The 24,531-nt window shown below is 65.5% G+C and carries 25 protein-coding genes; 20 read left to right on the forward strand and 5 right to left on the reverse strand.

Going from position 1 to position 24,531, the window contains the following annotated elements:
• Positions 1-237: 237 nt before the first annotated feature.
• The 10 genes from IV112_RS06670 (at position 238) to IV112_RS06715 (ending at position 10,968) form a co-directional block, all read left to right on the forward strand.
• Positions 238-1,563, forward strand: coding sequence for a methyl-accepting chemotaxis protein (locus tag IV112_RS06670; protein ID WP_304002112.1), 1,326 nt, complete (start codon positions 238-240; stop codon positions 1,561-1,563).
• Between the two features lie 145 nt (positions 1,564-1,708).
• Complete coding sequence (locus IV112_RS06675) at positions 1,709-2,680, forward strand: chemotaxis protein (protein ID WP_019917279.1); 972 nt, start codon at positions 1,709-1,711, stop codon at positions 2,678-2,680.
• Positions 2,681-2,699: 19 nt separating this feature from the next.
• Positions 2,700-3,644: a chemotaxis protein gene (locus IV112_RS06680; RefSeq protein ID WP_304002115.1), complete on the forward strand. Its 945-nt coding sequence runs from the start codon at positions 2,700-2,702 to the stop codon at positions 3,642-3,644.
• 14 nt (positions 3,645-3,658) lie between these two features.
• Positions 3,659-4,057, forward strand: coding sequence for a chemotaxis response regulator CheY (gene cheY / locus IV112_RS06685; RefSeq protein ID WP_304002117.1), 399 nt, complete (start codon positions 3,659-3,661; stop codon positions 4,055-4,057).
• A 22-nt stretch (positions 4,058-4,079) separates the two neighbouring features.
• Positions 4,080-4,907: a protein phosphatase CheZ gene (cheZ, locus tag IV112_RS06690; RefSeq protein WP_304002119.1), complete on the forward strand. Its 828-nt coding sequence runs from the start codon at positions 4,080-4,082 to the stop codon at positions 4,905-4,907.
• Positions 4,908-5,045: 138 nt separating this feature from the next.
• Positions 5,046-6,926: a chemotaxis protein CheA gene (locus tag IV112_RS06695; RefSeq protein ID WP_020165467.1), complete on the forward strand. Its 1,881-nt coding sequence runs from the start codon at positions 5,046-5,048 to the stop codon at positions 6,924-6,926.
• Positions 6,927-7,113: 187 nt separating this feature from the next.
• Positions 7,114-7,464 (forward strand): hypothetical protein, encoded by a 351-nt coding sequence (locus tag IV112_RS06700; RefSeq protein WP_304002122.1) that lies wholly within the window; start codon positions 7,114-7,116, stop codon positions 7,462-7,464.
• A gap of 58 nt (positions 7,465-7,522) precedes the next feature.
• Complete coding sequence (locus IV112_RS06705; protein WP_020165465.1) at positions 7,523-7,852, forward strand: DUF3135 domain-containing protein; 330 nt, start codon at positions 7,523-7,525, stop codon at positions 7,850-7,852.
• Between the two features lie 218 nt (positions 7,853-8,070).
• On the forward strand, positions 8,071-9,207 hold the full coding sequence (gene flhB / locus IV112_RS06710) for a flagellar biosynthesis protein FlhB (RefSeq protein WP_304002124.1): 1,137 nt from the start codon (positions 8,071-8,073) through the stop codon (positions 9,205-9,207).
• 123 nt (positions 9,208-9,330) lie between these two features.
• Positions 9,331-10,968, forward strand: a complete 1,638-nt coding sequence (locus IV112_RS06715; protein WP_304002126.1) for a methyl-accepting chemotaxis protein — start codon at positions 9,331-9,333, stop codon at positions 10,966-10,968.
• Positions 10,969-11,059: 91 nt separating this feature from the next.
• Here IV112_RS06715 and IV112_RS06720 read toward each other — a convergent pair whose 3' ends face one another.
• Positions 11,060-11,848, reverse strand: coding sequence for a glycine zipper 2TM domain-containing protein (locus tag IV112_RS06720; protein WP_304002128.1), 789 nt, complete (start codon positions 11,846-11,848; stop codon positions 11,060-11,062).
• A 178-nt stretch (positions 11,849-12,026) separates the two neighbouring features.
• Between IV112_RS06720 and flhA the strand changes: the two genes are divergently transcribed.
• Genes flhA through IV112_RS06750 form a run of 6 tightly spaced genes read left to right on the forward strand, consistent with a single transcriptional unit; the run spans position 12,027 to position 18,893 of the window.
• Positions 12,027-14,135 carry a flagellar biosynthesis protein FlhA gene (flhA, locus tag IV112_RS06725; RefSeq protein WP_438362229.1) on the forward strand — a complete coding sequence of 703 codons (2,109 nt, stop codon included), beginning with the start codon at positions 12,027-12,029 and terminating at the stop codon, positions 14,133-14,135.
• Complete coding sequence (gene flhF, locus IV112_RS06730; RefSeq protein WP_304002130.1) at positions 14,132-15,661, forward strand: flagellar biosynthesis protein FlhF; 1,530 nt, start codon at positions 14,132-14,134, stop codon at positions 15,659-15,661. The genes flhA and flhF overlap by 4 nt, the downstream gene beginning before the upstream one ends.
• Complete coding sequence (locus IV112_RS06735; protein WP_020165459.1) at positions 15,654-16,541, forward strand: MinD/ParA family ATP-binding protein; 888 nt, start codon at positions 15,654-15,656, stop codon at positions 16,539-16,541. Before flhF ends, IV112_RS06735 begins: the two co-directional genes overlap by 8 nt.
• 32 nt (positions 16,542-16,573) lie before the next feature.
• Positions 16,574-17,290, forward strand: coding sequence for an RNA polymerase sigma factor FliA (locus tag IV112_RS06740; protein ID WP_019917293.1), 717 nt, complete (start codon positions 16,574-16,576; stop codon positions 17,288-17,290).
• A gap of 11 nt (positions 17,291-17,301) precedes the next feature.
• Complete coding sequence (locus IV112_RS06745; protein WP_304002133.1) at positions 17,302-18,060, forward strand: flagellar motor protein; 759 nt, start codon at positions 17,302-17,304, stop codon at positions 18,058-18,060.
• Positions 18,057-18,893: a flagellar motor protein MotB gene (locus IV112_RS06750; protein WP_304002135.1), complete on the forward strand. Its 837-nt coding sequence runs from the start codon at positions 18,057-18,059 to the stop codon at positions 18,891-18,893. The genes IV112_RS06745 and IV112_RS06750 overlap by 4 nt, the downstream gene beginning before the upstream one ends.
• On the opposite strand, the gene IV112_RS06755 is transcribed toward IV112_RS06750, so the two are convergent.
• From IV112_RS06755 to flgA, 4 genes are all read right to left on the reverse strand, one after another.
• On the reverse strand, positions 18,894-19,445 hold the full coding sequence (locus IV112_RS06755; protein ID WP_304002137.1) for a Spy/CpxP family protein refolding chaperone: 552 nt from the start codon (positions 19,443-19,445) through the stop codon (positions 18,894-18,896).
• 117 nt (positions 19,446-19,562) lie between these two features.
• The gene (locus tag IV112_RS06760; protein WP_304002140.1) at positions 19,563-20,057 is read right to left on the reverse strand and encodes a flagella synthesis protein FlgN; all 495 of its coding nucleotides are present in this window, start codon (positions 20,055-20,057) and stop codon (positions 19,563-19,565) included.
• Positions 20,057-20,371 (reverse strand): flagellar biosynthesis anti-sigma factor FlgM, encoded by a 315-nt coding sequence (gene flgM, locus IV112_RS06765; protein WP_019917298.1) that lies wholly within the window; start codon positions 20,369-20,371, stop codon positions 20,057-20,059. The genes IV112_RS06760 and flgM overlap by 1 nt, the downstream gene beginning before the upstream one ends.
• 411 nt (positions 20,372-20,782) lie before the next feature.
• Positions 20,783-21,463 (reverse strand): flagellar basal body P-ring formation chaperone FlgA, encoded by a 681-nt coding sequence (gene flgA, locus IV112_RS06770; protein ID WP_304002144.1) that lies wholly within the window; start codon positions 21,461-21,463, stop codon positions 20,783-20,785.
• A gap of 310 nt (positions 21,464-21,773) precedes the next feature.
• On the opposite strand from flgA, the gene flgB reads away from it, so the two are divergent.
• From flgB to flgE, 4 genes are read left to right on the forward strand one after another with little or no spacing between them, the layout of a single operon-like run.
• The gene (gene flgB, locus IV112_RS06775) at positions 21,774-22,181 is read left to right on the forward strand and encodes a flagellar basal body rod protein FlgB (protein WP_019917300.1); all 408 of its coding nucleotides are present in this window, start codon (positions 21,774-21,776) and stop codon (positions 22,179-22,181) included.
• A 24-nt stretch (positions 22,182-22,205) separates the two neighbouring features.
• Positions 22,206-22,607, forward strand: a complete 402-nt coding sequence (gene flgC / locus IV112_RS06780; RefSeq protein WP_020165452.1) for a flagellar basal body rod protein FlgC — start codon at positions 22,206-22,208, stop codon at positions 22,605-22,607.
• Positions 22,608-22,617: 10 nt separating this feature from the next.
• A complete protein-coding gene (locus IV112_RS06785) occupies positions 22,618-23,295 on the forward strand; it encodes a flagellar hook assembly protein FlgD (protein WP_019917302.1) in 678 nt (225 codons plus the stop codon).
• A gap of 14 nt (positions 23,296-23,309) precedes the next feature.
• On the forward strand, positions 23,310-24,527 hold the full coding sequence (gene flgE, locus IV112_RS06790) for a flagellar hook protein FlgE (protein WP_304002147.1): 1,218 nt from the start codon (positions 23,310-23,312) through the stop codon (positions 24,525-24,527).
• Positions 24,528-24,531: the final 4 nt, after the last annotated feature.

Consider the following 24,531-nt stretch of genomic DNA (forward strand, 5'->3'; position numbering starts at 1 on the left):
CGCATCGCAACATCGCGAAAAGCCCGTGCCGGCTTGCCGGTACGGGCTTTTCTGCTTTCCGAGGTGCGTGCCCGACAGGTACCGTGAAATTTCCTTACTTCGAGCAGGGATATAACTTAAGTCTTACACCCTGAGGGCGTTATTCCCTTGCGATCGCAGCTCTGCGCCGACCGTGTCCGGTGAGCCCGGGCAACTTCATACGTCCAGCATGCTGGAGACGACAGGGGAGAAAAGAACATGTTCGGGAACAAAGGCAGGCAACTTGAAGCGCGTCTCGGTGAATGTGAAATACGGGCGGCTGCGGCGAAAGCACTGATCGACGCCATTGACCGCTCGATGGCCATCATCGAGTTCGAACCGGACGGCAAGGTGATCGGAGCGAACGCCAACTTCGCCCGTGTGATGGGCTATGCAGCGTCCGAGCTTCCGGGCATGCACCACCGGAGCTTCTGTCAGCCCTCTTATGCCTCGTCGAAGTCCTATTCCGACATGTGGGCCCGCCTGGCGCGAGGTGATTTCGTGTCCGGCCGCTTTCCGCGGGTCGCCCGCGACGGTCGTGAAATCTGGCTGGAAGCCAGCTACAACCCCGTGCTGGGCGCCGACGGCCGGGTGGTGAAGGTGGTCAAGGTGGCCAGCGACATCACCGACAAGGTGCGGGCCGAGAGCGAAGCCACTGCCTTGCTCAACGCGATCAATCGTTCGATGGCAGTCATTTCTTTCACCCCCGACGGCACCATCCTCGACGCCAATGCCAACTTCCTCAAGACCGTCGGGTACACCAAGGAGGAGATCGTCGGCCGCCACCACCGCATTTTCTGCGCGGCAGAGCTGACGGAATCACCCGAGTACGCGGCCTTCTGGCAGCGTCTGAACGCCGGCGAGTTCGTCGCAGGCGACTTCAGGCGTGTCACGCGTGATGGTCGTGAAGTATGGCTGGAGGCCAGCTACAACCCGGTGTTCGATCCGAACGGCAAGCTTTACAAGGTGGTGAAATTCGCTGTCGACGTTACCGAAAAGAAGGTGCAGCAACTGGCGGAGCAGGAGAGCGCGCGCGTTGCCTGGCGTGTGTCCACCGAAACCGATGCCATCGCGACCGAGGGCGCGGCCATCATCGAGCGGGCATCCTCCGAAATGCAGGCCATTGCGGAAACTGTACAGCTCACTTCAGAGCGGGTGGGGGAACTGGGCAAGCAATCGGACCAGATCACCAGCATCGTCAAGACCATCCGCGAGATCGCCGACCAGACCAATCTGCTGGCGCTCAACGCCGCCATCGAAGCGGCTCGCGCCGGCGAGCAGGGCCGCGGCTTTGCCGTGGTGGCTGACGAGGTGCGCAAGCTGGCCGAGCGGACCAGCCTGTCCACGGCCGAAATTGGCGGCATGGTGCAGCGCATACAGGATGGCACGCGCAGCGCCATCGTGAGCATGGAATCCAGCCTGGTGAAAGCCGGCAGCGGCGTCGAACTGGCGGGTAGCGCCGGACAGGCGATCAAACGCATCAGCAACGGTGCGCGTGAGGTCGTACAGGCGGTCAGCAAGTTCTCGTCGGTCGTCGATGGGTGAGGCAGGGCTGCGCGCCGACTGGGATTGACCGTCGGCGTGCCCGTCACCGCATCGTCACCTTGCGTTCAAGACTTTCCGACCCCTGCCGTAAACCCAGCATCACCCCCGCTTTTTTCGTGCCACTGACCAGACAGACGAGGCCGACATGTCAGAGTTGCTCAAGAATATCGATGCCCGCACCAAGCTCGCGGGTACCAACAAGCTCGAAATCCTGATGTTCTCGCTCGGCGTCGATACGCGAACGGGCAAGCGCGAAACCTTCGGCATCAATGTGTTCAAGGTGCGCGAGGTCATGCGTACGCCGGGGGTGACCGCGGCGCCTGAAATGCCGCCGGCCGTCGAAGGCATGGTGAGCCTGCGTGGCGCGCTGGTGCCGGTGGTCGATCTGGCCAAGTTCGCCCAGTTCCCCAGCGAAACGCCGCGCGACGTGATGATCGTGACCGAATACAACGGTCACACCCAGGGCTTCCTGGTCGAATCGGTCGATACCATCCTGCGCCTGGACTGGTCGCAGATGCGCGTGCCGCCGGCCATGCTGACCGCCAATCTCGGTGGCCTGGTGACCGCCGTCACCGAACTGGCCGACGGCCGTCTGGTGATGATGCTGGACGTCGAGAAGATCCTGTCGGAAACCGCGGACATCGACAACGACCTGGCGTTCAAGGACATCGAGCCGCTGGGTATCGAAGGCGCCACCGTTTTCTTCTGCGACGATTCCCCGGTCGCCCGCAACCAGATCACGCGCACGCTGGACCTGATGGGCGTGCGCTACGTCAGCGCGATCAACGGCGCGCAGATGTGGACCGAACTGAAGAAGATTGCCTCCTACGCCGATGCCAGCGGCCGCAAGGTCGGTGATCTGGTGAGCATGATCCTGACCGACGTCGAGATGCCGGAAATGGACGGCTACATCCTGACCAAGCACATCAAGGCCGATCCGCGCTTCGCCGGCATCCCGGTCGTGATGCATTCCTCGCTGTCCTCCGGTTCCAACCAGCAGCTGGGCCGCTCGGTCGGCGTCGACGAATACGTATCGAAGTTCGAGGCGCAGCGTCTGGCGGAAACGATCAGCCGCCTGATCCGCCGCGGCAACGGTGGCGACCGTGCCGCCGCCTGAACGAGACTGGAGACAGACGATGGACAGAACCGATCAGAACCTGCTCGAACAAGTCGATGCCCGCACCAAGCTGGCAGGTTCGAACAAGATGGAAATCCTGCTGTTCTCGCTCGGCACGCACGAGCTGTTCGGCATCAATGTGTTCAAGGTGCGTGAAGTCAGCCGCACCCCGACCGTAACGCCGACACCCAATATGCCGGGCGGCGTCGAGGGCCTCATTTCGCTGCGCGGCAACGTGATTCCGGTGCTGTCGCTGGCGCGCATCATGAATCTGGACGGAGCACCCGAAGGCATGGGCGGCGCCATGATGGTGACCGAGTACAGCAAGCGCACGCTGGGCTTCCTGGTGCACGAGGTCGATCGCATCATCCGCGTCGACTGGGACCGCGTACGCGCGCCTGAGTCCGTGGTGACCAGCGAACAGCTCTACATCACCGCCATCACCGAACTGGACGACGGTCGCCTGGTGTCCATCCTGGACGTCGAAAGCATCATGGCCGGCACCTTCGGCGAAGCGGCGATTTCCGACATTCCGCCGCTGGGCGGCAATTACGAACCGAACGTGTTCTTCGTCGATGACTCGGCGGTCGCCCGCAAGAAGATCGCCGAAGTGCTGGACAAGCTGAACATCCGTCACAAGCACGCCACCAACGGCGCCGAGGCCTGGTCCCGGTTGCAGGGCATGGCCGCGCATTCGTCGGCCACCGGCATCCCGCTGACCGACGAGATCGACCTCATCCTGGTCGACGCCGAAATGCCCGAGATGGACGGCTACGTGCTGACCCGCAATATCAAGAATGACCCTCGTTTTGCCGACATACCGGTAGTAATGCACTCGTCGCTGTCGTCGGAAGCCAACCGTGCGATGGGCAAGAGCGTCGGGGTGGACGCATACGTGGCGAAGTTCGATGCCGAAGTGCTGGCCGACACGCTGCGTCCGCTGCTGGCAACACATAAAGCCTGAGAGAGGTAGGCCCCATGTCTGATCCCAAGATGAAATTTCTCGTTGTCGATGACTTCTCGACCATGCGCCGCATTGTGCGCAACCTGCTGAAGGAACTCGGGTTCACCAATGTCGACGAGGCCGAGGACGGCGTGATTGCGCTGCAGAAGCTCAAGGCCAGCGAATTCGACTTCGTGGTGACCGACTGGAACATGCCGAACATGACCGGCATCGAGTTGCTGCGTGCCATCCGCGCCGATGCCGCGCTGAAGGCCCTGCCGGTGCTCATGATCACGGCCGAGGCGAAGAAGGAAAACATCATCGAGGCCGCCCAGGCCGGCGCGTCGGGCTACATCGTGAAGCCCTTCACCGCCGGCACGATGAGCGAAAAGCTGAACAAGATTTTCGAGAAGATGAACCAGAAGGCCGCTTGAGCCTGCATCGGGAGAGGAAACCGTGAAGAAGCTGAAGCTTGACGAAACTGGCGATTCCGACGATCTGCAGGCCCTGTTCGACAGCATTGCCAGCGAGACGCCGCAGAAGGTGCGTCTCGAAGTCGTACCCGAGGCGGTGAACAGCGTCGGCGGCGACTCTGCCGACCTGGAGGCGCTGTTCGACACCGTAGCGACCGAATACACCACCTCGCACGGTGTCGACGAGTCCCATGAACTCGAACACAGCTGCGAGAACGTGTTCAACAAGGTCGGACATCTCGCCCGCCAGCTGCACGACACGCTGCGCCAGCTCGGCTACGACCATGCGCTGGAGGATGTGGCGCAGCAGATGCCGGATGCCCGCAGCCGCCTGAACTACGTCGCCCAGATGACCGAGAACGCGGCGAGCCGCGTGCTCAACGCGACCGACGTGGCGATCCCGCTGCAGGACGACGTCGAGAAGCGCTCCAGTGCGCTGCACGATCGCTGGGAAAAGCTGTACCGCAACGAACTGTCGGTGGATGAGTTCAAGGCGCTGGCGACCGAAACCCGCGGCTTCCTCGGCGACGTGCCGGGCTTCGCCCGCGACACGCGCGCACAGTTGAACGAAATCATGATGGCCCAGGATTTTCAGGATCTGACCGGTCAGGTCATCAAGAAAATCGTAGAAATGTCGCAACAGCTGGAGAGCGGTCTGCTGCAGGTGCTGATCGAAGCCATGCCGGCGGAGAAGCGCGCCGCAGCGCCGGAAGGCCTGCTCAACGGACCGGTCATCAATTCGGAAGGCCGCGGCGACGTGGTGACCAGCCAGGAACAGGTCGACGACCTGCTCGAAAGCCTCGGCTTCTGAGACTGGCGAAGGATGGACGCACAACAAGGTCGGTGAGGCAGAACGCCGTTTCTGCCGGACCGTGACAACAGGTGCAGTTGGGCGGACGGATCGACGATCCGGTCGCCACAGGAGCGAAAGATGAGTGACTTTCAGGGAATGGAAGATCTGCTGCAGGACTTTCTGGTCGAGGCAACCGACCTGCTGTCCGGCGTGGACAACAAGCTGGTCGATCTCGAAAAGACCCCGGGCGACCGCGGCCTGCTGAACGAGATCTTCCGCGGTTTCCACACCATCAAGGGCGGTGCCGGCTTCCTGAACGCCGCCGAACTGGTCGCCCTCTGTCACCTGACCGAGAATCTTTTCGACAAGCTGCGCAACGGCGAAATGAACGTGACGCCGGTGCTGATGGACGTCATTCTCGACGCCACCGGCATCGTGCGCGACATGTTCGGCGCGCTGGAACGCGGCATGCAGCCCACTGCAGCCGATCCCGACCTGATGGCCCGCCTGCGCGCCGCGCTGGCCGGCGAACTGACCGCCGAGCCGGCCAAGGCTGCCGCACCGGCCGCACCGGTGGCGAAGCCGGTCGCAACTGCTGCGCCGGCCCCGGTGGGCGCCGAGCCGGACTGGGTGGCGCTGCATCAGGCCGTGACCGGCGTCGTGCCGTCCGCCCCGCAGGCGGTGCCCGAACCGGCTGCAGCCCGTTCTGCCAACGACGGTGAAGTGGCCGCCGTGGTCAACGCCGCTTTCGGTCGCCGCGCCGGCGACCGTCCGGGCGCACCCGCCCCGAGCGGCCGCCGCGACGCCGAGAAGGGCCGCGACAACTCGATCCGCGTCGATACCTCGCGTCTGGACCAGGTGCTGAACCTGTCGGGCGAGATCGGCCTGACCAAGAACCGCCTGACCTCGCTGCGCGCCGACATCCTGGCCGGCAAGAGCGACAGCGACACGCTGCACGCACTCGACGCCGCGGTGAGCCAGCTCGACCTGCTGGTGTCGGACCTGCAGAACGCGGTGATGAAGACCCGCATGCAGCCGATCGGCCGCCTGTTCCAGAAGTACCCGCGCATCGCCCGCGATCTCGCCCGCAATCTGGGCAAGGACGTCGAACTGGCGCTGGTCGGCGAAGAGACCGAAATCGACAAGACGATGATCGAGGATCTGTCCGATCCCATCATCCACCTGATCCGCAACGCGGTCGATCACGGCGTCGAGACGCCGGACGAGCGCATGGCCCAGGGCAAGCCGGGCAAGTCGGTCGTGCGCCTCGAAGCGCGCCAGGAGGGCGATCACATCGTCATCATGGTGGCCGACGACGGCCGCGGCATGAACGCCGAGCGCCTGCGTGCCAAGGCGCTTGAAAAGGGTCTGATCACCGACGAGGAAGCGAACACGCTGGACGAGCGTTCGAGCCTGAACCTGGTGTTCCTGCCCGGCTTCTCGACCGCAGCGACGGTATCCGACGTGTCCGGCCGCGGTGTCGGCATGGACGTGGTGAAGACCAATATCCAGAAGCTGAACGGTTCGATCGAAATCCGCTCGGTGCAGGGCAAGGGCACGACCTTCGTCATCTCGCTGCCGCTGACGCTGGCCATACTGCCGGTGCTGCTGGTGCGTCTGGCCGAACAGCACTTCGCGGTGCCGCTGTCGATGGTGCGCGAAATCCTGCCGATCCAGCACGAAGACATCCAGGAAGTCGGCGGTCGCGCCACCATGGTGGTGCGCGGCGAAGTGATGCCGGTGCTGCCGCTGGCCCGCCTGCTCGGCTGGCCGCAGAAGAATCATCCGCAGTACGGCGTGCTGATGCAGTCTGCCGAGTCGTCCTTCATCCTGGCGATCGACAACTTCGCCGGCCGCGAGGACGCGGTGATCAAGAGCCTGGACGACTTCCGTCCGAAGGGCGTGGCCGGTGTGACCACGCTGTCGAACGGCCAGATCGTGCTGATCCTCGACATGAAGGAGCTGCTGGGCTCGATGGGCGATACGCGCGGGGTGTCGCGTTCCAGCCTGATCGGTCACGTCGCCCGCGCCGCCTGACGACCACTGTTTCAACGCTGTTTCAAGAAGCCCGCCCGGGCCTGGTCCGGGCGGGCTCTTTTCCTTTTCCAGCCTGGGTTTCAGGGCTGTCTGCCTCGCAATCTCTCTGCCCCTAAAGACTTCAGTTCGAGGGTCGATAAGAAAGCATACCCGGCACTTCGCCGATCGCTACCGAGGGAGTCAAACCATGGCCGAAGCTACCCTGATCCAGCCGATTTCGTCGCCGTTCCCCGCCGCCGCGATGCTGCCTGCGGCCAGCATCCAGGCCCATCACGCGGAAATCATGCGTTTGATGGATGCGATCGAAACGCTCGGCAACGAGGCGATGGTGACCGCGATGAATCTCGCCGGCGAGGCCGCAGATGCCGACGCACGAGGCCTCTTCATGCGTGCGCAGGAAGTGCGCGCCTGGGTGCAGACCACGCTCGACATGGTCAATACCGACGCGCTGTGCCCGGACCTGTCGGGTCAGCTCGCCTATCAGGGCGTCGAGCAGGCGGCACGCCTGGTTGCGGCGCGTGAAACGCTGCCGCGCTGAGATCGATCACTGTCTGTTCCAATCGCCGAAGCACGATTGATGCAGGCGAGGACACCGAGTGTCGAAAAATCCTGAGCAGGACTTCGATTTTGACGTCTGGAAGGAACTGGCCCATTCAGATCCCCAGACCTATTTCGCGGAGCGACGGCGCGTGATCGAACAATTCATCAACACCTGCCCACCGGACAAGCAGGCGGTTCTGCGCGACCTGCAGGTGCGCATCGACGCCAGCCGGGCGATGGCGGGCTCACCCAACCAGTCGGTGCGCGAGCTGTCGCGCATGATGGAGGACTATCTGCTTGCGCTGTCCGAGCGCCTGATGGCGCTGCATCGCGAAACGTCGGCGCTGCAGACCTCCTTGCGTCAGGGCTTGCGCGGCTCGACCTGAGTCCGCTGCCGCCGGCGGGCCTTGCGTCCGGCGCGCACTGCAGGGCGGGCTGTGCGGTCTCCGGGCTGCCATTTCCTGCCGTCCACCTCTCATACCATTCCTTCCACGGCTGACCCGGCCGAGGCCGCAGATGGGGTGATCTTCGGCCGCTGTTCCGCCGATTGCCGCCGGTCGCCGCGGCGCATCATCCTGCGCATTGCCGAACCGGGTCTGCGCACGTGGCAGAAGAAAGCGATCTCGAAAAGACAGAACCAGCGTCACAGCGGCGACTGGAGAAGGCGCGCGAAGAAGGGCAGGTGCCCAATTCGCGCGAACTGGCGACCTTTCTCGTCACCATCACCGGGGTCGCCGGCATGTCTGCGCTCGCCGGCTGGATGTGGCCGCGCAGCGCCGATCTGCTGCGCGACGGTCTGACCATAGACCGGCGCGCCATCTTCGACCCGGCGGCGATGTTCGCGCTGCTGATCGAGCGCTCTACCGATGCCCTGCTGATGCTGGCGCCGCTGTTCATCGCACTGATGCTGGCCGCCTTCGTGTCGCCCTTCCTGATGGCGGGCTGGAATTTCGCGCCGAAGGCACTCGAACCGAAATTCTCGAAACTGAATCCGGCCGCCGGTCTGAAGCGCATGTTCTCGTCCACGGCGGCGGTCGAGCTGGGCAAGAGCATCGGCAAGGCGACACTGGTGGGCAGCGTCGCGGCCTGGGTGGTCATGCGCGACCACGAGAAGCTGTTCGCACTGTTCGGTGCGCCGGTCGACGTCGCGCTCGGCGCCACCGGCGACCTCATCATGACGGCAACCCTGCTGCTGGTCGCCGGCATGGCGCTCATCGTCGCCATCGATGTGCCCTTCCAGCTCTGGCACTACCACTCCGAACTGAAGATGACCAAGGAGGAGGCGCGCCAGGAATTCAAGGAGCAGGAAGGCGATCCGCACGTCAAGGGGCGCATCCGCCAGCAACAGCGCGAAATGGCGCGCAGCCGGATGATGGCCAACGTGCCGAAGGCCGACGTGGTGGTGACCAACCCGACCCACTACTCGGTCGCACTGCGCTACGACGCGGCACGCGGCGGTGCGCCGCGCGTGGTCGCCAAGGGGGCGGGCGAAGTGGCGCTGCGCATCCGTACCGTCGCCAGCGAGCATGGCGTGCCGCTGGTCGAGGCGCCGCCGCTGGCGCGCGCGCTGCACAAGCACTGCGAACTGGAGCAGGAGGTGCCGGCACGACTGTTCCGCGCGGTGGCCGAGGTGCTGGCCTACGTGTACCAGCTGAACGACGCCTTTGCCCGCGGCGGCGACATTCCGAAGATGCCCGGCGATCTGCCGGTGCCGGACGACATGGACCCGGGCAGCGACTGAGCAGCCGTACAGGGTCCTGGCCGGTCGCATGTCGTATGAATGGATTCTTCTCTCAAGCGATGTGTGCGGAAGCCGTTAACTCATTGAGTTTCATGCACACAATCAGCTCCTGAGGGACTCTCCATGAAGAACCTGAGAATCTCCACCCGTCTTGCGCTCGGCTTCGGTTTGATCGCACTGATCTTCATTGCGGTGGCCGTTTTCGTCGAAATCCAGTCGGTGCGCATGAGTGCCAGCGCGCACGAAATCCGCGCGCTGACCCAGCCCAAGGTCGATGCGATCGCCGATCTGAACGACGCGGTACAGCGGGTGCGCGTCTATTCGCGCAGCGCCATCATCGAAACCGAGGACGCCGCGATCCAGAAGGTACGCGTCAAGCTGGAGGACTATGTCGGCAAGACCGACGCGGCGGTCAAGCGCCTCGGTGCACTGGTCGCCTTGCCCGGCAGCGAGGAGGCCGAGCGGGCGCTGTTTGCCCAGCTCGAACAGCGCCTGCAGGCCTTCCGCGGCATTTCGCAGGAGGTGCTGGCCCTGGCGCTGGTCAATCGCAATACGGAGGCGAACGAACTGCTGCACTCGACGCACGGCCCGGCGGCAAGTGCATTGAACGAGACGTCAATGGCGCTGCGCGAGCGCGTCCGACTGCGCAACGACCACGCCATCGCAGCGCTCGAAGATTCGGCCGACGCACTGACGCGTGCCGTGCTGATCGCCGGTGCCCTGTTCATTGTGGCGGCGATCATCGTCTCGCTCATCATCACGCGCAGCATTTCCAGCCAGCTCGGCCACACCTTGGCCGCGGTGCGGCGGATCGCCGACGGTGACCTGACCACCGATCTGCGACCGGAGGGCGAAAGCGAGCCTGCGCAGGTATTGCGCGCGGTCCAGTCGATGCAGCAGTCGCTGCGCGGCATGGTGCGCACGATAGGCGACGCCACCGGCAAGCTCGGCGACTCGGCCGCTCATCTGTCGGGCGCCACCCAGCAGGTGCGGCTTGCCTCGGATTCGCAGGCGGAACTGGCGGCTGCAATGGCCGCGTCGCTGGAGGAACTGTCGACCTCGATCACCCACGTCAGCGAGCTGAGCAACGAAGCACGCGACGCCTCGCACGTGGCCGGTGAGCACGCCGCGGACGGTGCCGGCGACATCGGCCGCATGGTGGGGCAGATCCGCGAAGTGACCGAGGGCATCGAGAGCAGCGCCCAGCGTGCGCTCGAACTGGGCAGCGAAGTGGCGCACATCACGCGTATCGTCCATGTGATCCGTGACGTCGCCGATCAGACCAATCTGCTGGCGCTGAATGCGGCGATCGAGGCCGCGCGCGCCGGAGAGATGGGGCGGGGTTTTGCGGTGGTCGCCGACGAAGTGCGCAAACTGGCCGAACAGTCGGCGCGCTCGGCCACCGAGATCACCGACATGGTGACGCGCATCCAGAGCGGCGCGACCGAGGTGTCGAGCACCATGCAGAGCACGGTTCAGCGGGTGCATGCGGGTCTGGCGACGGCCGAACAGGGACGGGCCAAGGTTCTGGACATCGACGCGCACGCACGACAGGTCGCCGGCACGATAGGCGAGGTATCCGGCGGCTTGCAGGAGCAGGCCGTGGCCAGCCAGGATCTGGCGCGGCGCGTCGAGCAGATCGTGCAGGTGGTCGAGGAGAACGCCAGTGCCGCAGCGTCGGTCGCCAGTTCGGCGAGCGAGCTGGCCAGCCTCTCGGAACAGCTGCAGGGCGAGGTCAGCCGCTTCCGCACGGCGGCCTGAGTCGGACAGCACGCGGGCGAGCAGGCAAAAAAAACGGGCACCACGCGGGTGCCCGAAAGGGGTCCTCAGAGAGGAAGGAGGAAACCTGTGTTCAGTCGGCCATTACGAGCCGGTTGCCCTGCAGCCTGACCTTGTCGCCGGTGCGCCAGACCGGTTCCGCGTCCAGCGTGACCGTGCGGTACTCGCCGTTTTCCATGCGCACACCGACTTCCCAGCGTGAGGACGTGCGCTGCGTCTTCTCGACCTGATGGCCGGCATAGGCGCCGCCGGCAATGCCGATCAGCGTCGCGATCGTGCGCCCGCTGCCCTTGCCGACCTGGTTGCCAAGCAGACCGCCAACCACGCCGCCGGCGGCGGCACCCAGACCGCTGGGGTCGGCCGGCGCCTTCACCTCGCGTACCGATTCGACCAGACCGCAGTCGGCGCAAACCGGCGCCGGAGCGCGATACTCGGCTTCGCTGCGCGGCAGCGTCTGCTCGTAGGTAGTGCGCGGCTGGGCAGGAATGACATCGATGCCCGAGTCGTAGGTCCGGTCCGCGACCTTGACCGTACCTGCTTCGCCAGCGTCGGCGACATGCACCTTCTTCGCTGCCACGGCCTTGACGACCGGCTTCTCGCTGCGCTTCTCGGCGGGTTTGTCAGCGACGGTGGCGGCGGCCGGGTGAGCCGGTTCGGGGGCGGCAACGAGCGCCTGCGTCGCCGGAGCCGGCGTCGTGCCGGTCTGTGCGGCGGCCGCGATGACCGGTGCCGGCGTGGCCGGCTCGAAGAAGCCGGACATTCTGGCGATGCCGACTGCGCTGAAGGCGGTGACCGAGACAGCGGCCACCCATAGAACGGGGTGAAGCGAGCTGGCTGAAGCGGCACGGGCCGGGGCGTTCATCTGTAGTCTCCTGGGACTGGGGTGCGACAGTGCAAGTAACGCACGCCGGTGTGAACAGGAGCGCCCCCTGTTTGTAAGGGCGTTTTGCGCTGCGTAACAATCCAGTCGACCCAATAGCCGGGGAAAACCCCTCTTCTTTCTCCGGTTTGATGGACGTCACCTGCGATGAAATGTCGTCATGGCTACGTCCCTCTCGTTCCGTCAGGTCATCGGTTCCCCGAACATCGCCCAGATGGCCGCGCCGCTGCTCATCGTCCTCATCCTGTCGATGATGGTGCTGCCGCTGCCCACCTTCGTGCTGGACGTGTTTTTCACGTTCAACATCGCGATGTCGGTGATGGTGATGCTGGTGGCGCTGTATACAACGCGGGCGCTCGACTTCTCGGTATTTCCGTCGGTCCTGCTGGTGACCACGCTGCTGCGCCTGTCGCTCAACGTGGCCTCCACCCGGGTCGTTCTGCTCGAAGGCCACACCGGCCCGGATGCGGCCGGCAAGGTGATCGAAGCCTTCGGCCACTTCCTGGTCGGCGGCAACTACGCGGTCGGCATCATCGTTTTCATCATCCTGACCGTCATCAACTTCGTCGTCGTTACAAAAGGCGCCGGCCGGATCGCCGAGGTGGGCGCCCGCTTCACGCTGGACGCGATGCCGGGCAAGCAGATGGCGATCGACGCCGACCTCAACGCCGGCCTGATCGGTGAGGACGAAGCGCGCCGGCGGCGCAAGGAAATCGCCGACGAGGCGGATTTCTACGGTTCGATGGACGGTGCGTCCAAGTTCGTGCGTGGTGACGCGATCGCCGGCATCCTCATTCTGCTCATCAATATGGTGGGCGGCATGCTGATCGGCGTGATGGAGCACGACATGACCGCCGGCGGCGCCGCCAAGGCCTACGTGATGCTCACCATCGGCGACGGTCTGGTCGCGCAGATCCCGGCGCTGGTCATTTCGATCGCCGCCGGTCTCGTGGTGTCGCGCGTCGGCAACGACGGCGATGTGGGCGGACAGGTGATCGGTCAGCTGTTCGGCGATCCGCGCGTGCTCGGCATTTCCGCCGGCATCATGGGCCTGATGGGCATGATCCCCGGCATGCCCAATTTCGTTTTCCTGCTGATCGCCGCCGGCCTCGGATACCTCGCCTGGCGCGGAGTGCAGAAGGCGGCGTCGCCCAAGGTGAAGGAGGCGGCGGAGAAAAAGGCGGCCGAGCAGGCAGCGGCGCAGTCGGTCACGCCGCCCGAGCAGCAGGAAGCTGCCTGGACCGACGTTGTGCCGGTCGACACGCTGGGCCTCGAAGTCGGCTACCGCCTCATTCCGCTGGTCGATCGCGGCCAGGACGGCGAGCTGCTCAAGCGCATCCGTGGCCTGCGCAAGAAGTTTGCGGCGGAAATCGGCTTCCTGACTGCGCCGGTGCACATCCGCGACAACCTCGAACTGAAACCCAACGGCTACCGCATCACGCTCAAGGGCGTCGATGTTGGCAGTGGCGAGGCCTATCCGGGCAGCCTGATGGCGATCAACCCGGGCCGCGTGGCGGGTTCGCTGCCGGGCCGCGAAGCACGCGATCCGGCTTTCGGCCTGCCGGCGGTGTGGATCGAACAAGGCCTGCGCGAACAGGCGCACGCGCTGGGCTACACCGTCGTCGATGCGGCCACCGTGATCGCCACCCACCTGAACCATCTCATCCTGACTCACGCCGCCGAACTGTTCGGCCGTCAGGAAGCGCAGGCGCTGCTTGAACACGTCGGCCGCGAACAGCCCAAGCTGGTCGAGGATCTGGTGCCGAAGGCGCTGCCGCTGGCGGTGGTGCAGCGCGTGCTGCAGAGCCTGCTGGAGGAGGGTGTGGCGATCCGCGACATGCGCTCCATCGTCGAGACGCTGGCCGAGTACGCGCCGCGTACGCAGGACCCGCTCGAACTGACCTCACGCGTCCGGGTGGCGCTGGGCCGCGCCATCGTGCAGCAGCTGTTCCCGGGCAATACCGACGTCCAGGTCATGGTGCTCGACCCGGGTCTGGAGCGCCTGATCGGTCAGGCGCTCGGTGGCGGCGGCGACGGTTCGGTGATCGAACCGGGCCTGGCCGACACGCTGATGAATGAAGTGGCGCGCACCGCGCAGAACCAGGAAGAAATGGGTCTGCCGGCCGTGCTGCTGGTGCCGGCGCCGCTGCGCTGGCTGCTGTCGCGCTTCCTGCGCCGGGCGGTGCCCAGCCTGAAAGTGCTCGCCAATTCCGAAGTTCCTGAAACACGCACCATCAAGGTGACCTCTGTCATCGGAGTCAAATCATGACGCCTCGCAAATATCTCGCTGCCTCCGCCCGCGACGCCCTGCGCCGCATCAAGGAAGACCTCGGCCCCGACGCCATCGTGTTGTCGAACCGACCGGTCGAGGGCGGCGTGGAAATACTCGCGCTGCCGGCGAATGCGCTGGAGGCCATGACTGCACCGACGAAGAAGCCGGCCGCTGCGCCGGCACCGGCGCCGGTGGCACCGGTGGCGCGTGCTGCCGCACAACCCGCCGCGCGCGCCGAAGCGCAGTCCGCATTTCAGACCTCGTCCCGGCCCTACGGCGACGAGGATTTCGAGGTGACGCTGTCGAGCAGCCTGGCTGCGCGCAAGGTCGCACTGGCGCCGGCTCCGGCGCAGGAAGTGCGGGCGCCGAAGCCCTGGCAGCCGTACAAGCCGCGTTCGGCGACGCCGAGCGAATTGCGCGATCTGGCACGCAGCCGTCAGCAGGTGCCGGCCAACGAGCACCTCGAAGCGCACGCCGAAGTGCCGCAGCGTCGTGCCGCACCGGCTGTCGAGGCGGCGCCACGCCACGCCGCGCAAGCGTCCGAGCCGGCACCGCAGCTTGACGCCGCACTGCGCGAGGAACTGGGCAGCATCCGTCGCATGCTCGAACAGCAGCTGGCCGGTTTCGCCTGGGGCGAAATGTCGCGCAGCTCGCCGATCAAGACCACGCTGGCTGCCGAAATGCTTGAATCCGGATTCAGCGCGGTAACCACCTACCGGCTGCTCGACCAGCTCAGCAGTTCCGACTCGCTGGCTGCCGCGCGCAATGAACTGCGCACGCTGATCGGCCGCGACCTGATCACGCTGAATTCCGACGCCGACATCATCGACCGCGGCGGCGTCTATGCGCTGGTCGGTCCGACCGGCGTCGGCAAGACCACCACCACCGCCAAGCTCGCGGCGCGCTGCGTCGTTCGTCACGGCGCCGACAAGGTGGCGCTGCTCACCACCGACGGCTACCGGATCGGCGCTCACGAACAGCTGCGCATCTATGGCCGCATCCTCGGCGTGCCGGTGCATGCGGTGCGCGACGCCTCCGACCTGCGCCGCATGCTGGTCGAACTGCGCGACAAGCACATGGTGCTGATCGACACCGTCGGGATGAGCCAGCGCGACCGCGCCGTCGCCGAGCAGATCGCCATGCTGTCGTCGAGCGGCGACGTACGCCGCCTGCTGCTGCTGAACTCGGTCGCCCGCGCCGACGCGCTGGACGACGTGGTGCGCGCCTACTCGTCGCCGAATGGTGGCGCCGATCTGGCTGGCGCCATCATCAGCAAGGTCGATGAGTCGGTCACGCTGGGCCCGGTGCTCGACGTGCTGATGCGCCACGAACTGCCGCTGTACTACGTCGCCAACGGCCAGCGCGTGCCGGAAGATCTGCACCTGCCCAACCGCGCCTACCTGATGCACCGCGCGCTGCGTGCCGCCGGCGAGGACTCGTCGCAACACCTCTCACCGCAGGACGCCGGCCTGTTGATGGCTGCCTCGCGTCGCGACATGCGCAGCGAGGTGAGCCGTGGCTGATTTCATGCACGACCAGGCGGCTGGCCTGCGCGCCATGTTCCGCCGTTACCCGACGCAGCGCGTCGCCTTCGCCGGCGCGATGGACGGCGTCGGCAGCACCTCGATCGCGCTGGCGACCGCCATCGAAGCGGCTCGCAGCGGCCTGCGCGTGACACTGATCGACGAACACCAGGGCGCCGGCTCGGCCACCGCGCGGCTGGGTCTGACCTCGCGCATCGACCTGTTGCAGGCGATCAACCGCGACGTCGCGCTCGCCTCGGTGCGCATCGCCTCGCAACACGGCGTGGCCGTGGTGCCGGCAGCCCGCCTCGCCGCCGCGTCGAAACAGTTGAACCGCCTGCAGACCGAGGCGCTGGACGAAGCGCTGGTCGAACTGACCCGCGATACCGAACTGCTGGTGATCGACTGCGCGCTCGACGACGGTCAGCTGTCGGCGCTGGCCCGTCGTGCCGACCGGTTGGCGGTGATCACTGCCGCGTCCGGCGTCAGCATCACCGCGGCCTACGCGCTGATCAAGCGTCACCTCGCCGGGAATGCGCCGGTGACCGGTGGGGCGGCCCGTCCTGTGCATGTCGGCGTCAGCCGCGCGCGCTCGGTGGCCGACGCCCGCCAGGCCTTTGCCAGCCTGAATGGCGTGGTGAGCGAACACCTGGGCAGTGCGCTGCACTGGCTGGGCTGCCTGCCGAGCGGCTACCAGCGCCCGGTTTTCGCCACGGCGGGTGACGATGCCCTCAAGATCGGGCGCGATCTTGCCGAAAAGCTTTTCGTGACCCGCGAGGCGGAGAAAGCCGGTATGTTGTCGGCCCTGGACGACGCGCTCGCGGGTGACCGCAGCGACCGGGGAGGGCGTGCAGACGGATTCCCGGCCCAAGTGGCCTGACTGCACAAGCGACCCGCAGCAGAGGACGAAACATGTACACCGCATCCGGAACACTGGACCGTGACCAGCTTGCCAAGCACTACGCGCCGCTGGTCAAGCGCATTGCCTACCACCTGATGGCCAAGTTGCCGGCCAGCGTGCAGGTCGAGGACATCATCCAGAACGGCATGCTGGGCCTGCTCGACGCGATGAGCCGCTACGAGGAAGGGCTGGGCGCGCAGTTCGAAACCTATGCCGTGCAGCGCATCCGCGGCGCCATGCTCGACGGCCTGCGCGAGAACGACTGGCTGCCGCGCAGCCTGCGCCGCGACATGCGTCGCATCGAAACCGCCATCCACACGCTGGAGCAGCAGAAGGGCCGTCAGCCGACCGAAGGCGAACTGGCCGAATCGCTCGGCATGCCGCTGCCCGAGTACCAGAAGATGCTGCAGGAAGCGCGCGGCTATCAGCTGGTCTATTTCGAGGACTTCACCGATGGCGACGACGATGACTACCTCGACCGCCACAGCGTCGGTACGGAAGATCTCGATCCGCTCGAACGACTGCTCGACAAGAACATGCGCGACGTGCTGGTACGCGCCATCGGCGATCTGCCGGACCGCGAAAAGACGGTGATGGGTCTCTATTACGAAGAAGACCTGAACCTGCGCGAGATCGGGGAAATCCTCGGCGTATCCGAATCGCGCGTCTGCCAGCTGCACAGCCAGGCCATCGCCCGACTGCGCAGCCGCATCGCGGCGCGCGGCTGAGCGGAGTACGCGTGCGCGTCGATCGCATCAGCATCGCCGGCCTGCTGCTCGGTCTGGCTGCCATCATGCTCGGGCAGGTGCTCGAGGGTGGCAGCCTGTCGTCGCTGTTCCAGCCGGCCGCTTTCGTCATCGTGCTCGGTGGCACGCTCGGCGCGACCATGCTGCAGACCCGTTTCCCCATCTTCATGCGCGGCATGCGCATGGGGCGCTGGGCCTTCGTCGCGCCGTCCCAGGTGCCGGACGACATGATCCGCAGACTGGTCGCCTGGGCGCAGCTGTCGCGGCGCGAGGGCATCCTGGCGCTGGAAAAGCAGGTGGGCAACGAATCCGATCCGTTCTACCGCAAGGGCGTGCAGCTGCTGGTGGATGGCGCCGATGCAACCCGCCTTCGCGAGGTGATGGAAGTCGAGATCACGACGTACGAGAACACCCTGCGTCAGGCGGCCCGTGTCTGGGATTCTGCCGCCGGCTATTCGCCAACCATAGGCATCATGGGCGCGGTGCTGGGCCTGATTCATGTGATGGAAAACCTGGCTGACCCGACCCGGCTCGGCGCCGGCATCGCCACCGCCTTCGTCGCCACCATCTACGGCGTTGGTGCGGCCAATCTGGTGTTCCTGCCTATCGGTCGCAAGCTGCAGACCCACGTGTCGCAGCTCATCGCGGTGCGCGAAATCTTTGTCGATGGCCTGGTCGGCATCGCCAACGGCGACAACCCGCGCATCATCGAGGGCCGGCTGCTCGGCTACGTTGCCCAGGTGCCGGAGTGAGCGCGCCACGCAAGCGTCGCTACGTGCCGGAGTCGGACGAGAATCACGACCGCTGGCTGGTTTCCTATGCCGATCTGGTCACCTTGCTGTTCGCCTTCTTCGTCGTCATGTACGCGATTTCCCAAGTCAGCGAGAGCAAGTACCGGGTGCTGAGTGCATCGCTGAACAGCGCGTTTTCGGCCCGAGACGGCGTCCAGCTGATCGAGCTGCCTGCGGTGGCGCCGCCGCGCAGCGCGCTGCAGATCGAGCTCGACCAGGTCCGTCAGGCGCGAGCCGCAGCGAAGGAAAAAGAAAGACGCGAGCGCGCGCAGCGCACGATGACCGAACTGACGCAGGCGCTGTCGGCGCTGACGCAGGACGGCCAGGCCACGGTGACCGACGGTGCGCTCGGCATTACCGTCGATCTCGACGCCACCTTCCTGTTCGGCCGCGGCGACGCGACGCTGGAACCGGCGGCGCGCGACATCATCGCGGCGGTGGCGGGCGTGCTGCTGTACAGCGATTTTCCGCTGGTGATCGAAGGACACACGGACAACGTGCCGGCCACCGGGCGCGGCATGTCGAACTGGTCGCTGTCGGCGCTGCGTGCGGCGGCGGTGACCCAGGTGTTCGAGGAGCAGGGCATCATTCCGGCAAGGCTGACCGCGGCAGGACTTGCCGATCAGCGGCCGATTGCCGGCAACGACAGCGAACAGGGACGGGCGAAGAATCGTCGTGTGTCCATCCGCATCGAAACCTATTCGACCGACCGGGCGGCGCTCAATGGTGCGCCTGCGAACGCACCGGTCGAGGTGCCCGAGGGCAGCCTCGGTTCGAGCTTCCCCAGGCTCTGATCACTGCGCCCGCTCGCGGCGCCCGCCCGGAGGCGGTCCGCCGCGCTCGCCACCGCGGTCGCGCGCCGACCCGTCCTCGGCTCCCCGGCCGGGCAGGCCGGAGTACAGCGCCGGCACCGTGCCCGGCAGCAGCCGGTCGGCGACGCGACGCTGGCTGGGGTCGAGCGTGCCGTACAGCAGTTCCGCCGCCTCGGCGATGTCTTCCATCGCGACCAGCCGGTTGCGGACCACATCGACCTTGCGACCGATCTGCTTCACTGCGTCGACGCGTGTGACTGGGCGCGGGTCGAGCCGCAGCTGGTCTGCCATCAACGCGCCTATCGTCTCGCGGTAACGCTCCCACAGGGGCTGCTGAAGAGGTGTCAGCGCCAAGCTCTGCTCCACCTCGGCCAGTTGCGTCTGCAGATCGTCGACGACACCGGCACTGCCCCCGCTGCGCGCCTCGGCCGGAGGCCCGCGTCGTGAGCGGTCGAAGTCGCCGTCCGGTGCGGAGGCGCAGGCGGTCATCAGCAGCACGAGGCTGAGCAGCGGGAGGGTGCGGGAAACGGGCATGGCATGTGGCCGGGGCTGTGGAACAGGCGGCCACGATGACAGCCACCGGCAAACACGCTGTGTCGCCGGGTCAAGCCATGTCGTGCGGGTGTAAGCGGGTGTTGCGCCCCGCAGTGCTCAGGCGCTGCCGAAGGATCGACGGCTGGTGCGTGCCATCGCCTGACCGTCCGGCCCGTAGGTCGACGCCTGCTCGGCGGCCGACATCAGCACAGCCAGCGCCTGCTGGCTGGACTTCATCTGCGCCCGGATCATCAACCCGTTCGCCAGATTCGCGTCGTGCGCTTCGCGGGCCAATTCGAGCAGGTCGGCAAAAGGTTTGCGGCAGGCGGTCCATTCCGGTCCGCTGGCGAACAGTGCGTCGATGTCGGCCTTCGCCGGCTTCACGCCGGCACGCGCGAGCAGCGCCGTGCGCGCATCGCCCAACTGCGCGAGGCGGCCGTAGACCTCCGACTTGCGTGCGGCAAGCACGGGCAGGGTATCGACGTCACCGGATTCGAGCGCGCGGCGCTCGGCATCGAGATGGCCGATGGCGGTGCGCAAGGACGCGACCTCCTCGGTCATCAGTACGGACAGTCGCGCGGAAATCTGCGCGGCCAGTTCGTTCTGGGTCATCAGGTCGCCGGGCGCGTATTCAGCATCTGACGCACGCTTTCGATCAGGCTGTCGGCCACGCGATCGGCGTTGACCTTGAAGCGACCGTCGGCAATGGCCTGCTTGATTTCATCGACGCGAGCGCTGTCGACCACCGGCACATTGGCAATGGTCGATTCGAGCTCGCGCAGACGCGAGGAGGTGCTCGAAACATCGACCTGGGCACCCGCGGAAGGCGTGGCCGAAGTCGAATTGGTCGGGGTGTTGCCCGACGAGTTGCGCGTGGTCGAAGTTGAAGTCGGACCAAGCGGCTTTCCAGTTCCGTCGATTTTCACGATGAACCCTTTCAGAAGACGTTCGATCGGTATTACGACGACGACACGACAAAACTTTAGAACTTTTTGTAGGGAGCCGTCTTACACCGATGCCTGATTCGCACTATATCAAGCACCGAGGCGGCCCGCAGTTGAACAGTTCCCATAGGGTCTGTTGCCATTGAATCGCGTGCCGCGCGCGAATCCCGATGCGTCCGGATCAAGGCGGGCCGACGCCGGCTGACTGGCCGTCAGGCCAGGAGGCCCAACGCGGAGCTGGGCGCATCGGGACTCGCGCCCTTCGGGTTTGCAGCGTGCGAGGCACGGACCGCGTTGCGCTCCTTGTCGAGACGGCCAGTCTCGACTATGTCGCACGCCTTGCCCGTGCCTCGCGCGCTGCAAACGCGGTTCGCGATTCAATGGCAACAGACCCTAATAGATCACTTCGACAAGACCGCCCGGACGTGCTACGCCGCTCACCACCTGACCGCTGCCGGTGCGGATCTGCACTGTCTGACCTGACTGCGCGGTGGCCAGCGCACGGCCATCGTGACTGACCGAGAAGCCGTTGCCGCGTGCGAACAGTTTCACGATCTGCCCCTGTTGCACGGCGACCGGTGCGCGCAGCCAGTCGGCGCGCAGCGGCTGGCCGGCACCGATGGCGACATTCACCGACTGCCCGATGGCCTGCTGCGGATCGGTAATCATGTTCGGCGGCAGTTCCGTCAGGTCGCCGCGCATGAAGGCGTAATCGCCGTCGGCCACCACCTGGCCACGGCCCAGTGCGCGCGCTGCGACCAGATAGTCACCTTCGATGCGAACGCGCGACGGAATGTAGATGGTCCAGTTGGCGCCGGCGAGGCAGCGCACGCCGACGCTGACGCGACCCCAGGGGCGGGCGCCCGGCGGCAGGAAGGCGTCGTGCGCCGTGCAGGCAGCCAGTGCGATACGCGCGTCCGGCTGACCGACTTCGAGCACAGCCTTGCCCGGCATGCTTGCCGCCTGCGCGGTCAGGAACTGGCTCACGGTAGCGCGCAGCGCCTCCGGTGAGGTCTGTGCCTGCGCGCTGGAGCACAGGGCAAGCAGCAGCATGAGAAGAGGACGACGGAACATGGGCGGATCTCCTGGCGATGGATGCATTCGATCACGCTGCTTGCAAGGTCGATGCCGGAAATAGCGGGTGAAGCACGGTTCTGTTCCGCTGCGCGGTGCCCGGAGCGAGCCGTGCGTCCGTTGCCGCAGAGAAATTCCTTTCCCGGCAAGGGTTTGAAGGCGGGTTGCTCGGTTTTGCGCGGCAAACCTTGCCGCTTCGAGGCGGCAGAAGACGAGGAAAGGCGGGGTGCGAACAGTCCTTTTTTGCCGTTTCCGGCAGCACCGCGGCGCTTAAAGTCATTGGCACGATAGCTGCAATGGACTGCACATCATGCCGACACCTCTCGACCGACATCTCAACCTGCATCAAGCCGCCCTCGGCGTGCGTGCCGCACGCCAGCAGCAGCTGGCGTCGAACATCGCCAACGCGGATACGCCGCACTACAAGGCACGCGATATCGAATTCAGGAGCGCGCTCGAAAGTGCGCTGGGCGGCAAGCTCGGTGGTCCGGTGGAACTGGCGCGTACTTCCAGCTCGCACATCGAAGCCAAGGGCAGCGGTGCACTCGACCAGTCGATGAAGTACCGCACCGAAACGCAGTCCAGCGTCGATGGCAACACCGTCGATATGGACGTCGAGCGCGCGGCATTTGCCGAGAACTCGGTGCAGTACGAAGCGCTGCTCACCTTCATCAGCGGTCGCCTGCGCACGATGCAGCAGGCGATCCAGGGCCAGTAAGGAGGCTGAACCATGGCAGGAAACATGTTCAACGTGTTCGGCATCGCCGGTTCCGCACTGACCGCGCAGTCGGTGCGACTGAACACGACGTCCAGCAATCTCGCCAACGCCGACTCGGTCACCACGGCCAACGGCCAGCCCTACCGCGCCAAGCAGGTGGTGTTCGAGATGAAGCCGATCGCCGACGGCAGCGAAGCCAGCGGTGTGCGCGTGACGCAGATCGTCGAGAGCGCGGCGCCGCTTCGTAGCACCTACGACCCGACCAACCCGGCCGCCAACGCCGACGGCTACGTGCAGATGCCCAACGTCAATGTCGTGGAGGAGATGGTCAACATGATCTCCGCCTCCCGCTCCTATCAGACCAATGCGGAAATGATGAATACCGCGAAGCAGCTGATGCTCAAGACCCTCACCATCGGACAGTAAGGACAACGCCATGGCCACCAATCCCGTCAATGGCAATTCTGCCGCCGACCTCTACAGCTCGCTGAACACTACGCAGAAGCAGGCAACGTCCGAACTCGACGCGGCACAGAACCGCTTCCTGATGCTGCTCACCACGCAGCTCAGAATGCAGGATCCGCTCAGCCCGATGGACAACGCGCAGGTCACTTCGCAACTGGCGCAGATCAGCACCGTCGATGGCATCACCAAACTCAACAGCACGCTGGAAAAGATGATGGAGAGCACCAGCGATGCACAGCACCTGCAGGCGACGGCGCTGGTCGGTCACGCCGTGCTGATCGAAGGTTCAGACCTGAAGCTGGTCGAAGGACAGTCGATGGGCGGCGTGGAGCTGACCACACCTGCCGACGACGTCGTCGTCACCATCAAGGGCGCAAACGGCGTGATCGTCCGCGAGATGGCACTGGGCGATCAGGAGGCCGGCATCACGCAATTCGTCTGGGACGGCAAGGACAACTCTGGCACGGCAGTTGCTCAGGATGGCTCGTACTCCTTCTCCGTGAAAGCGGTGCAGGGAGGCAAGACGCTGACCAGCACGCCGCTCGAACTCGCGGTGGTCGGCAGCGTCGAGCGCACCGGCGGCGTTACCCGCCTGAATGTGGGCCAGCAAGGGCTGGTCACGATGAACGACATCAAGCAGATCTACTGATCGGGAGTTGAATCATGGCCTTCCAGCAAGGACTTTCCGGACTGAACATCGCCTCCAAGGCGCTCGACGCGATCAGCAACAACGTCGCGAACTCGACCACCGTGGGTTTCAAGCAGTCGCAGGCACAATTTGCCGACATCTACGCGACCACGCTGGGCGGCGGCGGTTCGGCCCAGATCGGTATCGGCGCGCGGGTGAATGGCGTTGCCCAGCAGTTCTCGCAGGGCAACATCACCGTCACCAGCAATCCGCTGGATATCGCCATCAACGGTGAGGGCTTCTTCCGGATGAGCGACAACGGCGACGTGCTCTACACGCGCAACGGCCAGTTCTCGGTCGACAAGCAGGGCTACATCGTCAATGGCTCCGGTTACCGGCTCACTGGCTACGGCACCGACGCCAACGACAACATCGTGGTGACGGCGCCGATCGACCTGCGCATCGACACCGCGCTGTCCGGCGCCGAGCCGACGTCGACCACGGCGGCCGACCTGGCGGTCAACCTCGATTCACGACTGTCGCCGCCGGCAACGGCGCCGTTCTCGACCGCCGACACGTCGAGCTTCTCGTACTCGACCTCGATGACCACCTACGATTCGCTCGGCAATCCGCATGTGATGTCGATGTACTTCGTGAAGTCGGCCACGCCGAACGAGTGGGATCTCTACACGACGCTGGACGGTGGCGCGCCGACGGCGGCGACCACCCTCACTTTCAATTCCAACGGCGGTCTGGTCGGGCCGTCCACGGTGGCACAGTCCTTCGCAATCACCACCGGTGCCACCAGCCCGCTGACTTTCGATCTCAACCTCGGCAACTCGACCCAGTACGGCACCACGTTCAGCGTGAATGCCGTGGCGCAGGATGGCTATACCTCGGGCCGGCTGTCCGGCCTCAGCGTGTCGCCGGAGGGCATCATCCAGGGCCGCTATACCAATGGCCAATCGCGCACGCTGGGTCAGGTCGTGCTCGCCTCGTTCCAGAACCCGGATGGCATGGTGCAACTGGGCAGCAATGCCTGGGCGGAAACCTCGTTCTCCGGTCCGCCGGCCGTTGGTGAACCCGGCACCGGCAATCGCGGCGGTCTGCAGCCGGGCGCGGTCGAGGATTCCAACGTCGATCTCACCGCCGAACTGGTGAACATGATCACGCAGCAGCGCGCCTATCAGGCGAACGCGCAGTCGATCAAGACGCAGGATCAGATCATGCAGACGCTGGTGAACCTGCGCTGACGCG

This window comes from Methyloversatilis discipulorum, from assembly GCF_018780585.1.
In the GTDB taxonomy this organism is placed as follows: domain Bacteria; phylum Pseudomonadota; class Gammaproteobacteria; order Burkholderiales; family Rhodocyclaceae; genus Methyloversatilis; species Methyloversatilis discipulorum_B.